Source organism: Candidatus Pantoea multigeneris, assembly GCF_011752615.1.
GTDB classification, from domain to species: Bacteria; Pseudomonadota; Gammaproteobacteria; order Enterobacterales; family Enterobacteriaceae; genus Pantoea; species Pantoea multigeneris.
Genome location: NZ_VWXF01000005.1, coordinates 239,421 through 254,270 on the forward strand (window position 1 = coordinate 239,421; position 14,850 = coordinate 254,270).

12 protein-coding genes and 1 tRNA gene are annotated in these 14,850 nt (G+C 52.8%); 7 read left to right on the forward strand and 6 right to left on the reverse strand.

Annotation, left to right across the window (positions count from 1 at the left end; genetic code table 11):
- Positions 1-115 precede the first annotated feature (115 nt).
- From F3J40_RS13875 to F3J40_RS13905, 7 genes are all read left to right on the forward strand, one after another.
- On the forward strand, positions 116-1,822 hold the full coding sequence (locus tag F3J40_RS13875; RefSeq protein ID WP_167015461.1) for a protein-disulfide reductase DsbD: 1,707 nt from the start codon (positions 116-118) through the stop codon (positions 1,820-1,822).
- A gap of 65 nt (positions 1,823-1,887) precedes the next feature.
- The gene (dicD, locus tag F3J40_RS13880; RefSeq protein ID WP_167015463.1) at positions 1,888-2,466 is read left to right on the forward strand and encodes a division control transcriptional repressor DicD; all 579 of its coding nucleotides are present in this window, start codon (positions 1,888-1,890) and stop codon (positions 2,464-2,466) included.
- 105 nt (positions 2,467-2,571) lie between these two features.
- Positions 2,572-2,647, forward strand: a tRNA-Phe gene (locus F3J40_RS13885).
- A gap of 456 nt (positions 2,648-3,103) precedes the next feature.
- Complete coding sequence (locus F3J40_RS13890; protein ID WP_369410944.1) at positions 3,104-3,439, forward strand: contact-dependent growth inhibition system immunity protein; 336 nt, start codon at positions 3,104-3,106, stop codon at positions 3,437-3,439.
- 442 nt (positions 3,440-3,881) lie between these two features.
- Entirely contained in the window at positions 3,882-4,223 is a 342-nt protein-coding gene (locus F3J40_RS13895) for a hypothetical protein (RefSeq protein WP_167015465.1), read from the forward strand.
- 12 nt (positions 4,224-4,235) lie between these two features.
- Positions 4,236-4,451 carry a hypothetical protein gene (locus F3J40_RS13900; protein ID WP_167015467.1) on the forward strand — a complete coding sequence of 72 codons (216 nt, stop codon included), beginning with the start codon at positions 4,236-4,238 and terminating at the stop codon, positions 4,449-4,451.
- The gene (locus F3J40_RS13905; protein WP_167015469.1) at positions 4,452-4,646 is read left to right on the forward strand and encodes a hypothetical protein; all 195 of its coding nucleotides are present in this window, start codon (positions 4,452-4,454) and stop codon (positions 4,644-4,646) included.
- A 197-nt stretch (positions 4,647-4,843) separates the two neighbouring features.
- On the opposite strand, the gene F3J40_RS13910 is transcribed toward F3J40_RS13905, so the two are convergent.
- The 6 genes from F3J40_RS13910 to F3J40_RS13935 all read right to left on the reverse strand — a co-directional run bounded on the left by F3J40_RS13910 (position 4,844) and on the right by F3J40_RS13935 (position 14,798).
- Positions 4,844-5,011, reverse strand: coding sequence for a YlcI/YnfO family protein (locus tag F3J40_RS13910; RefSeq protein WP_167015471.1), 168 nt, complete (start codon positions 5,009-5,011; stop codon positions 4,844-4,846).
- 119 nt (positions 5,012-5,130) lie between these two features.
- On the reverse strand, positions 5,131-6,777 hold the full coding sequence (cydC, locus tag F3J40_RS13915; RefSeq protein WP_167015473.1) for a thiol reductant ABC exporter subunit CydC: 1,647 nt from the start codon (positions 6,775-6,777) through the stop codon (positions 5,131-5,133).
- Positions 6,774-8,534, reverse strand: a complete 1,761-nt coding sequence (gene cydD / locus F3J40_RS13920; protein WP_240155465.1) for a thiol reductant ABC exporter subunit CydD — start codon at positions 8,532-8,534, stop codon at positions 6,774-6,776. Before cydD ends, cydC begins: the two co-directional genes overlap by 4 nt.
- Before the next feature lie 6 nt (positions 8,535-8,540).
- Positions 8,541-9,590: a cytochrome d ubiquinol oxidase subunit II gene (locus F3J40_RS13925; protein ID WP_017347379.1), complete on the reverse strand. Its 1,050-nt coding sequence runs from the start codon at positions 9,588-9,590 to the stop codon at positions 8,541-8,543.
- Positions 9,591-9,605: 15 nt separating this feature from the next.
- Positions 9,606-11,048 (reverse strand): cytochrome ubiquinol oxidase subunit I, encoded by a 1,443-nt coding sequence (locus F3J40_RS13930; protein WP_167015475.1) that lies wholly within the window; start codon positions 11,046-11,048, stop codon positions 9,606-9,608.
- Between the two features lie 831 nt (positions 11,049-11,879).
- Positions 11,880-14,798: a hypothetical protein gene (locus F3J40_RS13935; RefSeq protein ID WP_167015477.1), complete on the reverse strand. Its 2,919-nt coding sequence runs from the start codon at positions 14,796-14,798 to the stop codon at positions 11,880-11,882.
- Positions 14,799-14,850: the final 52 nt, after the last annotated feature.

Below are 14,850 nucleotides of genomic sequence, written 5' to 3' on the forward strand. Positions count from 1 at the left end.
CTGGTTTTTTTCTGTCTGAATTAACCCTCTGTGTGCTATTTACACACTGAAACCTGGCGGTCCGCCTTGCCGTGCTATGATGGCGTTTTACCGAACAGTACAGTGAAATCAGGTCATGGCTGCACGCTTTATTCGCTTAGCTGGCGTCTTGCTGGCACTTCTTTTCTGCCTCCAGGCGCAGGCGTCGATTTTCTCCTCCAGTAACAATCATTTTGTCACGGTGAATCAGGCCTTTGGTTTTGATTTTAACCAGCAAGACCATAAAGTGACGCTGAGCTGGCACGTTAAACCGGGCTATTACCTCTATCGTCAGCAAATCGATATTACCGCACAGCAGGCCAGCCTGGTGCCTCTGGTGCTGCCGCCAGGCCAGCCACATGAAGATGAATTTTTCGGTAAAACCCAGATTTACCCGCAGGATGTCACCATCCCGGTGACGTTACAGCAGGCCAGTGATGGCGCAACCCTGACCGTGACCTACCAGGGCTGTGCTGCCGCAGGCTTCTGCTATCCGCCAGAAACCCGCGTTATTCCGCTGAATGCGGTTGCGCGACACAGCGCTGAGCAGAGTGCTCCAGTTCCAGCAGTCACTGCGCCACCGGCCACCACATTGCCTTTCTCACCGCTGTGGGCGTTGCTTATTGGTATCGGTGTGGCTTTCACACCCTGCGTGCTGCCAATGTATCCCCTGATTTCCGGCATCATTCTGGGCGGACAGCGTAATTACACGCTGCCGCGTCTGTTTGCTCTGGCGCTGACCTATGTCATGGGGATGGCGTTGACCTACACCCTGTTAGGTATCGTCGTCGCAGCGGCGGGGCTGCGTTTTCAGGCTGCGCTACAAAGCCCGGCGATCTTGATCGCGCTTTCTGTACTATTTGGCGTACTGGCGCTTTCTATGTTTGGCCTGTTTAGTCTGCAATTACCGGCCAGTGTGCAGACGCGTTTGACGCTGTGGAGTAACAAACAACAAGGCGGCTCACTGCCTGGCGTGTTCCTGATGGGCGCACTCGCGGGGCTGATCTGCTCCCCCTGCACCACCGCACCGTTAAGTGCCATCCTGCTGTATATCGCCCAGAGCGGAAATATGTTGGCGGGCGCAGGAACGCTATGGCTGTATGCGTTTGGTATGGGACTGCCGCTGATTATCGTCACCCTGTTTGGTAATAAACTACTACCGAAAAATGGCCCGTGGATGCAAACGGTGAAAGAGGGGTTTGGCTTCGTGATCCTTGCGTTGCCGGTGTTTTTGCTGGAGCGAATCTACGGTGATGTCTGGGGCCTACGCTTGTGGAGCCTGCTAGGCGTCGCGTTTTTTGCCTGGGCTTTCAGCGTGACGCTGCGCGGCAACCAAGGGGGCTGGCGCGTAGTACAGGTCCTGATGCTGATTGCCGCGCTGGTTGCCGCCCGCCCACTACAGGACTGGGCCTTTGGCAGCACCGCGACACCGCAGAGCGTCGCGCATCTTCCGTTCCAGACCATTCGCAGCACCCAGGATCTGGATCAGGCGCTGCAGCAGTCGCAGGGTAAAATCACCATGGTCGATCTCTATGCTGACTGGTGTGTCGCGTGCAAAGAATTTGAGAAATATACCTTCAGCGACAGCAGCGTGCGCAGCACTCTGGCTTCCGTACAGCTGTTGCAGGCCAACGTGACGGCGAACAGCCCAGCGGATAATGCACTGCTCCAGCATTTACAGGTGTTGGGTTTGCCGACGATTTTGTTCTTCGATGGTACGGGGCATGAGATCCCGAACTCGCGCATTACCGGCTTCCTCGATGCCCGCGCGTTTAATGCGCATTTGCACAATTTGCCGCAGTAAACGACACTAGTTGCACACAGATACTGCCGCTCTGGCGGCAGCTATCGCAGCAGAGGAGAGTTCACTTGCAACGAGAAGAGATACTCGAGCATGCATTAAATGTGCTTGAACAAAATGGCCTTGCCGCCACCACCTCACTGGAAGAACTTGCCGGCGACAGCGGACTAAGTCAGCAGCAGCTACAGCAGTTCTGGCCCGATCGTGATGCCCTGCTCTATGACGCATTGCGTTTTCACGCCCAGCAGATCGATGCCTGGCGGCGACAAATCACCCTCGATAAACATCTCAACGCCGAACAAAAGCTGCTCGCGCGCTACAACGTTCTGACTGAATATGTGCGTAAAGGCCGCTTTCCCGGTTGCCTGTTCATTGCCGCCTGTAGCTTTTACCCTCAGCCTGACCAGCCAATACATCAATTAGCGGAACAACAAAAGCAGTCCTCATGGCGCTTCACGCATGAAATTCTGGTGGCACTGGAGTTGGATAACCCACTGATGGTGGCCGATCAGCTCGAACTGATCCTTGAAGGCTGCCTTAGCCGTCTGTTGGTCAAACGCAATCTAATTGATGTCACCACCGCCCAGCGGCTGGCGGAAGATGTGTTAGGCATCGCGTTGTGCCGTAAACACGGCGCGCTGGCATAAAAAATCGCCATCTTGCACGGAAAGCAGGCAGTTAGCACGGATTTTAAGGTTTTTTGACAAAAGCCGTTGACGCGATTCGGCCTTTAAGGTTTAATGCGCCCCGTTGCCCGAATAGCTCAGTCGGTAGAGCAGGGGATTGAAAATCCCCGTGTCCCTGGTTCGATTCCGGGTTCGGGCACCAAAATTCAGAAAACCCAGCCAATGGCTGGGTTTTTGCTTTTCTGCGTCTGCAAAATGATGCGCTGCGCCATTAAGCACCGCTCGCCAACCTTCCCCTCTGCACACACTTAATGGACGCTACCGCCCTGGCATAAAGCCATCGCCGACAGTGCCGACTCTGTGTAATTAGCTATTCGCGTAAATCATCAGATAAATATCGGTGATGTGCTGCTAATCAAAAATAATTGCGATTACTGACGCAAAGAAAAACAAAAATACTCCCCTCTTTCCATTTGAATTTCCTTAATAAATCCACCATGCCCTCACGCTATTAGTCGTCCTACTATTTTTATTCCTCTTTTAACCCGATAAATTTTATTACGCATTTTACTTCTCAACATCAAATGAACTTAAGTCTGGCTTTCAAGACCTATGCATTTTTGCTGTTGATAAAAAACCGTACTTCTGGGGAAAGTTAATGATGGAAAATACTGACGGCATAAAAATGAAACGATTAAACCTTAACGAACTGGGATGTTTCATTACCCTCTATTTTGGTCAAGATTACGACCTCATTGATGAAAGTGATGACATTGCTCCAAAAATAGAGGCTTTCATACGCGACTCACACCGCGCCAATATGTATGGCCTACTTGCGGATATCATCTTATTGACTGAAGAAAGTGAAGATTTGACTCACGAGTTCATGGAACGTTATGGCGATGAGTTTGATCCTCAACTCTGGGGTACTACCGCCACTGAATTCCTGGCGCAGGTGCGGGAGAAAGTCTCCTGTGCCCTTGCTATGCCCTAATCTCTGCCAAACTGTACCCGCTCGTCGGGCCTTGCCTTTGATGCTTCAACACCCGTTAGATTAAGCGTCCTACTAATATTCAGCCGTAAAATGACTTTCTGGGCCGAAAATTAACTTTGCCCATATTTCAATAGCCATTTAATATCAGATCCGCATCACATTTATTTCAATCTACGCGAAAAAATATCGACATCAAGAAAAAACAAAAACCTTAGAAAATAACACCAAAATGAAAAAAACCGACAAATCTTTAAACTTCCCACCTCATTTTTCAGATGCAGATCGTGGTATTTTTTATTTAGCCACAAAAAACACATCTCAACGGCAACATTTACCCCCTCCTGCACACCTACTGTTACCCGTTCTACTATTTTTTCTCTCCCTCGGCTTATTTATATTCTCTCCGCCCGATGGATGGGCTTAGAAACAGGAAACCAGAGAGATGAAAACATTAAATTTAGCAGAAATGGAACAGGTCTCAGGCGCAGGTAATTTCGCGGATAAATCCTCCGGCGGCCGCGTGAGCGATGATTCGCGCGGTGGCCGTCGAGGCGGGAAAGGCGGCGCGCCGCAGAGCTGCAACAACAACGTCGGTGCCGGAGCGATCATTGGTGCTATTGGTGGCGCTTTAATGGGCCCGGTTGGCATGGGCGCGGTCGCTGTTGGCGCAGTCACCGGCGGCCTGGGTGCCAGCCTGTCCTGTAATAACAGCCCCTACGGTGGAAACGGCGGTAACAACCGTAATACCGGCTCAAACAACTACGGCGCTCAGTGCCGCTGGTAACAAGGAATCACCATGAAACTTTTCGGCCGTGGCTCAGCATCACGGAGACTCGCAATTAACTCCGCGTGGATATTTACAGTATTTCCGGTGGTTAAGCTGATTTATCCCTGCACGCAAATCAGCGTTGGCGGACTGCTGGGGATAATGTCGGTGCTGTTTATGCTGATTGGCATCTATGCATTCTACGCTGGACTGTTTCGCTTATACGACTGGTATAAAGGTGATTAAGTGCCAGGCTTCCCCTGCATTGGGCAGTACGTCTGCTACAATGAAAGCCTCGCCCAACTGCTACCCGGCGGCAGTCATCTGTTTCAACTGACGCTGTGGGTGCCCGATCGCAACCTGCCCTACCTCAAAGTCGGTGCGCCGGTCGGTATTCGCTATGATGCATGTGACGGGGAGGCTGATCACCTTATATGCTGATCGCATACCCGCCTACTGTGCAAATTTCTACATTACCCAGGTGATTGTGGCGCATCGGCAAAGCACCATTGACTCGGCTGATGCGGTGTTTCATTTGGACAAGTGGGGAGATCGGGAGGAATAGCGTGGCAGGAAGGAGATTTCCCGCAGGCCGCTCCCGGCGATGGGACGCGACCAAACGGGAAATCGTATCACGACTACTTTTTACCGTTCGCTTCCTGGGCCTTGAGGCGGCAAGCCTCAACCACCCATGCTGAGAAGTTCTGGCTGTTTTCGACTTTCATACTCTCTTCAATCTGATCGATCAGCATATGAGGAAAGCGGATATGTTTTCGTCGGGTTTTCGAGTTGGTCATTTTATCCATGTCTTTACCTGGTCAGTTGTCTCACGAGTTCTGTTTTTATAATTAGAATCATACAAATAAGTGCTCGGGTTGCCCCGAGCAAAAAGAAAAGCGTTGTGGCCTGGGTGGGAAATCAGCCTTTAGTTGATATCGAGCTGAAGTCGGCTGTTTGCCAACACCAGCGGTTGAATCTGATGGGTCACCAGCAGCGTGGTTTTGCCCTTGATCAGATCTTTTAAACAGTTCAGCACCAGATCGGTGTTCACCGCATCCAGCCCTTCCGTGGGTTCATCCAGCAGAATGATTGGTGCATCAGACAGGTAAGCGCGTGCAATCGCAATCCTGCGTGCCTGGCCGCCAGAAAGACGCGCACCCAACTCACCGACCAGCGTATCCAGGCCTTGTGGGAAGGTACGGACTTCGTCTGCCAGGGCGGCACGGCTCAACGCCTCCCATAACTGCTCATCGGCAGCATCCGGCGCAACCAGGCGCAGGTTGTCGCGAATCGAGGCGTTAAAGAGGTAGGTCTTCTGCCCAACCACAGAAATCAGCTGTCGCAACACCTCATCAGACAAGGTTTTGACCTGCTGACCACCAATTTTGACTTCGCCTGCCGTGCAATCCCAGAATCCCTGAACCAGATTGAGAATGGTGGTTTTCCCCGCCCCACTTGGGCCGAGAATCGCGAGACACTCTCCTGCTGGCACATTGAAGCTCAGCTGATCTAACACCTTAGGGGCTTCTGGGGCATAGCGCATGGTGACCGCGGAAAATGCCAGTTCAAAGCTTTCTGGCTTACGGCTACTGGCAGGGAGCACCACGGCGGGTTCGATTTCCGCCATTGAGAACAGGCGACGTGCCGCCTCACGCGTCGTGCCAAGGGCGGCAAATGCCGCAGGTAATCCCGCCACAGCTTCAGTGCTGGCGAGCACCGTGAACAGCAGCATGACGATTTCGCTGGCGGTAATATGGCCTGCGTACCCGGCACGGAACAGGAAGAGAAAGGCAACAAACATGCCCAGTTGGCCCATCAGCGCTGAAAGCGAACCACCCAGCGCTGCCAGCCACGCCTGGCGACGCTGCGCGCCAATCAACTGCTGTGACAGCTGACGCAGATGATCGGTCTGACGCGTCACCGCGCCCACCACCTGCAACTCGCCAAGACCACGCACCAGATCGGTTGAAGCGGCCTGAAGCGCCGCACGCAGCCTGGCAATCTGATGGCCACTGGCGTGGGTCGCGGAGGCGATCAACAGCGGGATAACGATCCCGGCTAACACCAGCACCACCGTATTAATCACCGCAACCGCAGGCGAGAACCAGAACAGCGCAGCAAGGATAATCACAGAGGAGATAAGACCGGCGATAGCCGGTGTCAGAATCCGCAGATAGAAGTTATCCAGGCTATCAATGTCTGCCCGTAAGCGGGCCAGCACGTCACCATCACGGAAATCCTGCAAGCGTGCAGGTGCCAGCGGTGCCAACTGCTGATAGAACCAAACGCGCAGCACGGACAGCAGGCGCAGCGTGGCATCATGCGTCACCAGGCGCTCAAGATAGCGCGCGAAAGTACGCAACACCGCCAGCCCACGAATGGCCGCAGCCGGGGTAAAGAACTCCAGCACCAGCGAACCGGCGCCGGCCAGTGCCATCGAGGTAATAAACCATCCAGACAGCGCCAGCAAAGCCACGTTAGACAGAATAACCGTCACTGAAAGCAGGATGCCCAACGTCATGCGCAACGCCCAGGGACGTGCCAGGCGTAACAGATGCAGCAGATCACTCATGCGATAGCTCCTTTCTGCAAACGCTCCAGTTCAGCAAATACACCACCTTTAAGCAGCAACTCCTGAGGCGTACCCGACTCAATCACCTTTCCGCGCTCCAGAATCAGCACCCGGTCTGCTGTCGCAGCGATTTCAGTATCGTGGGTGATCAGTAAATGGGCCGTATCTGGCAGCTGTTCGGCTAGCGCAGTGATCATCTGTTTGGCCGTGGTGTTATCTAAAGCCACGGTTGGCTCATCCAGAATCAGTACCGCCGGGGCGGTTAATACGGCGCGTGCCATGGCGATACGTTGAATTTGCCCGCCAGACAGCCCCTGACCACCATCACCTAACTGATAGTCATAACCACCAGGTAACGTGCTGATAAACGTCTCAGCCTGAGCCAGCTGTGCCGCAGCCTGCACCGCACTGTGGCTGATATCCGGCCGCGAAAGCACGATGTTGTCACTGACAGAACCGGCAAACAGCGTAGGTCGCTGCGGTAGCCAGCCAATCTGACGTTGCCATTGTGCAAGATCCCGAGTGGTTAAATCGTTGCCATCCAGCAGAATTTCGCCGCTTGCCGGAGTGATAAACCCGAGCAGCAGACGCGCCAGGGTGGTTTTACCCGCGCCGCTGGTGCCTACAATCGCCAGGCTCTCACCACGGCGCAGTGTGAAGGAGATATCTTCCACACCTCCGCCTTCGGCATGGCGGTAGCTTACGCCGCGCACTTCAATCTCTTGCGGGCCAGCCTCAGCAATCGCGCCACCCTGCGGACGCTCTGGCACTTCGGCGTTTAAAATAGCCAGCAGGCCTTCGGTCGCACCAATCGCATCCATACGGGCATGATAGTGCGCACCCAGATCGCGTAACGGGCGGAAGAACTCCGGTGCCAACAGCAGGGCAAACAGGCCAGGCAGGAAGGCCATCTCACCGTAATAGAGGCGGAAGCCAACGTAGACCGCCACCATTGCGGTACTGATGGTGGCAAAGAATTCCAGCACCAGGGAAGAAAGAAAGGCGAGACGCAGCACTTTCATGGTGGTCAGACGGTAACTGTCAGAAATCGCGGCAATGATCTGGGTCTGGCGACGCGCAGCATTGGTCTGGCGCAGCGTGGTCAACCCGGAGATCACATCGAAAAAGTGGGCGCTCATCAGACTGAGCTTATGCCACTGCCGCAGACTCATTTTCTCTGCGCCCTTACCAACAACGATCATAAATAACGGAACCAGCGGTGCCGTTACCAGCATAATCAGGCCGGAAACCCAGTCAAAAGGAAACAGCGCAACGAGGATCGCTAACGGCACAATGCCGATGATCATTTTCTGTGGAAGAAAGCCGGAAAAATAAGCCTCAATCGCTTCGACACCCTCACCCAGCGAGTTGGCGATACTACCGGTGCGTTGGTTCTGGCTCCATGAAGGCCCCAGTGCCGCAATACGTTCCAGTAACATTCCGCGCAGCCCCTGGCGAATGCGTGCAGCGCTTTCAAAAGCAAAGCCCTGGCGCAAAATATCCAGCCCGGTGCGTAGTAGCATCACTACCGGCAGCAGCCAGAGATAAGGCATCATTTGAGAGAAGGTTTTAGCACTGAGAACAGCCTGGCTAATAAGCCAGGCCAGTAGCCAGCACTGTGCAATCATCAGTACGGCGCTAAGTGCCGCCATACTGATAGACAGGGAAAATAACCCGCCCGCCTGGCGACGCAGGCTTGAGAGCCAACGTTCAGCCAGACGAGCAGCCATTCCACTTGGAGGAGGGCTAGCAGACATAATGTCTTAGTGATCTCCGTGACCAACCAGTTTAGAGATACGGCCACGGAATACCCAAATCTGATACCAGTTATACATCAACATCACTGGAACAAAACCGCCCATGGTCATGGTGAAGGTAATCATAGAAACCTGAGGACTCGCGCCGGCCCAGATGGTCCATGTGCCTGGAACAATCCATGGGAACATGGTCAGCAACATACCGAAGCCCAGAATAACCGCTGCGCCGTTAAACCACATTACCGCAGCAAAGTCTTTGTCCTTCAAGGTGTCACGACGTACCTGCTCAATACAGAATAGCGCAATCAGACCAAACAGGCCCCAGATCCAGAAGTGAGGACCAAACCATTTCGCACGCGCCCAGTCAAACAGCACCGCACTCCAGATCCAGGTGATAACAACGGCAGCAATCGCTAACCAGAAGATCACTGCAGTCCAGCGCGCCGCATCCTGACGGATAGGCTCATCTTTTTCAAAGCGAGCACGCACGAACAGCACACCGGCCAGAGTCATGGCAATACAAGAAGCCACACCGGTCCAGATAGAGAATGGAGAGATGAAGTTAAATGCACCGCCCACGTAAGTTGGCACGCCCTGCGCTGGGTTATCCAGCTGGAAGCCTTGCAGCAAGGCACCTACGCTCATACCACCGAAGAAGGTCACAGCAAGGCTGGCAACACCGAAAATGCCGTCAGAGAACTTCTGCCAGAACGGCGAAGCCAGGTGACGGAACTCCAGCGCTACCGCACGGGACATAATGCCCCACAGCACAAGGGCCATTGGCACCATCAGGTAGCTAAATGCGGAACCGTATACAAACGGGAAGGTACCAAACATGATACCACCCGCGACGATCAGCCAGGTTTCGTTGGCATCCCAGGTCCCGGCCATCGCAGACATGATGGCACCGCGCTCATCATGGTCACGTACGAAGAGCGAGAAGATCCCTGCGCCCAGGTCTGCGCCATCCAGCGCGATATACAGAAGAACACTGACACCAAACGCTAACCACCAGGCGATGATCAGGAAGTGCTGAGTCGAATTAAGCATGTCCATGGATTTATTCTCCCATCAAACCGGACGGATATATTCAGGATGGTCAGCATGGCCACTGGCAGGCATATCGAGGTGCCCCAGATGATCATGCCCTTCGCCCGGAAGTTTGCTGGTCAAATCAGGTCCCATACGTACCACTTTAGCCAGGAACCAAATGGTGCCTGCAACTACAGCGGTTTCGAAGATAGCGAAACCAACCAGCCAGAAGATAGACAGGCCCAGGGTCATCGGACTCATACCGTCTTCAGTACGCATCAAACCGTAAACAATCCACGGCTGACGGCCAATCTCACGCGTCCACCAACCCGCAATCACCGCGATGTAAGGCAGAACAACCATCGCTGCTGCCAGCGCCAGGAACCACTTGTGACGTGGAGCCAGCTCAACGGTCATACGACGACGAGCGATCAACCAGGCACCCCACAGGCTCACCAGCAGAATCGCACCGGCTGCACCAGACATGGCGCGGAAAGCGTAGAACGGCAGCACAACTGGCGGCTGCTCATCTTTCGGGAAGCTGTTCAGGCCTTTTACCGGGCCGTTCCAGGTTTTGGTTTCAATCAGGCTCAGACCGTGTGGAATGTCGAGAGACCATGCCAGACCGGTGCCTTCTTTGTTCGGCCAACCCAGGATGTGCCAGGCGCTGTTAACATTGCCAGCCGCATCATAGGTATCGTAATGACCTTCCATTGCTGCCAGAGCCGCAGGTTTGTGTTCCAGGGTCGCTTCACCCAGCACGTCACCCATGTAGATCTGTACTGCGGCAACCACGGCCAGTGCAGCCAGTGAATACTTCAGCGGTTTCAGGAAGAGTTCGACGTGACGCTGTTTCAGCACGTACCAGGCACAGGTGGCAACCACAAAGCACAGAGACAGCTCGAAGCTTGCCAGCAGCATGTGCGGGAAGGCACTCAGCGCATTCGGGTTCAGGATCGCGCCGAGCCAGTCGGTAACCACGAAGATGCCGTTATGCAGCTCAACACCCGTTGGTGTTTGCATCCAGGAGTTAGCAACCAGAATCCACATAGCAGAGAGCGTAGAAGAGAGTGCAACGTTAAAGGTTGCAAACAGATGCATACCTCGGCTGATCTTGCCCCAGCCAAAAATCATCAGCCCGATAAAGCCAGCTTCATACATAAAGGCGGTAATGGTCTCATAGCCAAGAACCTGACCAAAGAACGGTCCGGCAGCCTGAGAGAAACGGCCATAAAGGATACCAAAGGCCATTTCCATGGTGACGCCAGTAGCAACACCAGCACCAAAGTTCACGATGAACAGCTTTTCGAAAAAGCGGCACAGGCGATACCACTGTTCGTCTTGCTTGCGTACCCACATCAGTTCAGAGATGAACAGAAGTGCAGCCAGACCAATGGTTAATGGCGGGAAAATGATGTGTATGGATGAGATTAGCGCGAAGTCGATACGCGTGATCAGCGATGTAAGATCGTTACTTAACATGACTATCTTCTTTTAAATGAGTGACCGTGTTAGTTAACGGCAACAAAGCGCCGTTTCTCTTGCCAGGGAGGTGAAATGGTAAAGCTCAGATATAACAAGTAGAAACTGGTGCCGCACTGTCGTCTTCCTCTTAGCATCGGGCAACAACCAATAGTATATTTTTCAGATTAAATGTGTCTGAAAAATACAATATTCACAGTGGTGATAATCTTTATTTACATTTTGGTTACGCAACCGTTATAGCTGACGGATTGCCTGCCAGTAAAACTGAGCGAAATAATGATTCAGGTCATGCCCACGATAAGAAAACTTCTGTAAATTATTTTATATTTTCACCAGAGCAAAGGCACTGCAATTATAGGGCGAATTTGTAACAAAAAGAAAATGACTGTTTAATGAATCGAATATTTACTCCCGCACAAATAAACAAATTCAACAAAAAATAATAAATAAAACCACACATCAATTCATTAAAATCATATAGTTAAATGAAACTCAGTGCATTGTGTAGCCATGCGAATTAATAAATACAAGGCAAGTAAGGGATAAAATCGCTAATATCTTACTATTCAGCTGTGTTACAAATTCTGGAAATCAACGATTAACAAATGACGCACAATAAGTTAACAACCCCGAATAACACCCTTTTATTTAACATTTAAAACCCCATGAATTAACACCGGCAACATGGCTGTCTCAGGCCAATTATTTACAATTAAGCCGCACCAAATTGAATTATCGATCACAAGGTTACTTTTATATTAAATAAAGCAACAACTGTGCGCACATCATGATAACAAATGCGGTTTTAATAAAAATCAGCCTGACTATTTACACCTTACCCGGTATTGAGAAGTCATCTGGCAATTGGGTAGCCACTAACGGCAAAACATCCCAGACAACATTCTCCTGTGACAAAGATTCCAGCTCAGGAACCAGCACATAACCATCACGGCTGATCAGTGTGAGCGCCTGCGACGATCGCAACGCATAGCGCGTACCGTTGGCATCTTGATGAAACATCCCACTCAATATGACTTTTCTGGCACGCTGCTCCTCGCCTGGCAGAATCTCCAGTACAGAGCCGTAACGATGAACCCGTATTTCGCTGCTGTCGAAATCCAGGTTGAGTTCAGTCTTTGCCAGACCTGTAGCAAGGCCCGCTATCATCACCTGATCCACCGTTCGCGCGATATAAAAGCGAGTCAGATGCTGAGACGTAAGCCCTTCTCCCACATCAATATCGATCACCCCTCTGCCATTGACCACATAGACATCAGATCCGGCACCGCCGCACGCTCTGTCACCCATGCCGTTCAGCACCAGTACACTGTCTCCCTCGGAGGCGGTGATAAAGCTACGCAACTGCGCAGAAGTGATCACATTACTGAACGCGCTGAGTTTGCTGGTCACATTGTTTGCCGTGGTCAGATAACCGTGAGATGAACGAGTAGGCAGTTTGATCTCAATTTCACTATCGGTGCCACGGGGGACGTAGTTGAGATGGAGCGTGTTCCTGCCCCTACCGCCATCAAACAGCCCGGCATGTGTCGGCTCCACATTGATCTGAAACGTATCCTGACGATCTCCGCCAGTGAGGGTTTTAACGCCCCGCCGGATATCAAACGTATTATTACGGTCACGCACTCCCGCCAGACGGTCGTTGCCATCGCCAGTAGACCAGAAAATATCAGTGCCTTGCGCCACAGGATTGCTGACCACTTGCGCTACCCCCTGAACCCCATTGCGGCCATCAATGACATCATTTGCTGCGTTATCTTCCACTGTCGGCGCATTCTGTAGCGTCACGGTGCCAACAAAAGCGTCTTCAACATCTGGAGGCTGTGGTGTGATCGCCGCCTGACCAAAGAGCGCAAACTGAAAGCCTGGGTTTTTTGCCATGAATTGCTGCAGCTCAGCCGTTTTCTTGCTCCGGTAGCGCTGCGTGGCCTGGTGAACCGCCAGCCGATCCTGAATATATTGCGGTCCGCTGCCACCAAATACGGCTGAGATACCGGTGACAAAGCGATCCCAGCCCGTCAGTTCAATCTGGTTAGCCAAATCTTCAACATAGCGCACGCCGGAGTAGAGACCACTTCCCAGCGCCAGCAGTGTGCCCAACGCAATGCCAATCGGTCCTGCCGCAGCAACCCCCGCATAAGCGGCGCCGGCAAGCGCTAAAGCACTACTGGCCCCCGCGACCGCCAAGCCGCCGTGAACGTAGTGGTCCTGTGCCGCTTTACCCCGACTTTTACCGGCAGCGGTAAACGAACCCGAGGCGCTGTAAATATCAAAAGGTAACGAAATCAGTACCCCAATCGCCCCCGCCGACCGGCCGATGTTATTGCTGATACGCGAGCTACCGCCCAGTTTGATCCCCACCGGCGTCTGCGCAAATGCATTGAAAACCTGAACCTGACCCTTCTGGAGATATTTGCCAAACGCAGGAAGCCAGCGCTCGGCAGCAAAGCTGACCCCCTCTGCGGACAGTGCGCCAAGACTCACCGCCAGCTCATCCGGCTTGCCTTCAGCAATCCCCTGGTGAATCCCCCGCACGCTGTTATAAATACCAAAGATTTGTAGCCCAACGCCCGTATGCCTGACGGCTTTCTTTCCGGGCAAAATGAGCGTCACCAAATTTTGCTGCAACCGCGCGCGGCCACGCTGGGCCAATCCATTGAGTTTCGCCAGTTTGAGGTTGATCAATGAAAAGAGTTTGCCAATATTGCCGCTACGATTGACCATCAGCGGTCGCGTTGAGGTTCTGTGCTGACTAATGGCAAACAACACTGCGTGCTGACGCAAACTCGACTGTGACGAGTGATGATGGGTTCTCAGTAAGTCGGCAAAGATCTGACTGTCAAACTGCAACCGATTAGCCAGTTCACCACGGGAAGGCTGGACGCGGATACCTTCAGGCCCAATAGATTTGCCATCCAGTAATACACCCATGTCATAGAGTTCAGTACGGCTGACCCTGACGTCACCAAAGCGAAGCGTCCCTGATTGATCGTCCTGTCTGGCCAAATGCCGCCGGTAATCTACTGCGGTCTGCATGGTTATCCACGGATTTGGATGATGGGTAGACGGCGCTTCAAGGCGAAACTTTTTGCCAGACAGAATGCTCTCCATCCAGCTTTTTTCCGTCGGTGATGCCCTTTCGCCCTGCGTATTGACCAGGATTTGGCGGCCAGCACGCTGCCAGCGCTGCATGGTGTCCGACAAGGTTGCGATATACTCCGGCGCGGCAGAAAGTACTCCCGTCCAGCCATCAGCGATCCAGATGCCACGCCAGTTAGCAAAATTAACGCTCTCTCGCGCCGGAGGATGGCCAATCACCGTAAAGGCATGATCGCCAACTTGTTCAAATGACCAGACTTCCGCATAGCCCCCTTTCAGCACCACTTCTTTCGCAATAGCACGCGCCAGTTCACCGCAATTTCCTGCTTCAAAGACCTTTTTACCCGCCATGGGGGGAACAAACTGATTACGTAGGTTTTCCCGATTTTGTCGCTGAAGAAGTAAATTCACCTGCTCTGCGGCAGCGGCACGCCGAACATAGAAGTTATCTTCGGTGTCTGCGCCATACACCTTGTTGGACGATTTTAAGCCGTTGCTGTATGCACGCCGGATGGTACGAAAGGCTTCTTGCGCAATGTCGGCATTACTGCGTTGTGGCAGTGATTCAGAGTGCCGTAATGTGGGATGAAAGTGGGAAGGTGCGGCGATAGCGGGGATTGAGGGCGACATACAAGCCTCCTGAACTCAGACGATAATTCCCCTGTCGCAAGACAGGCAGCGT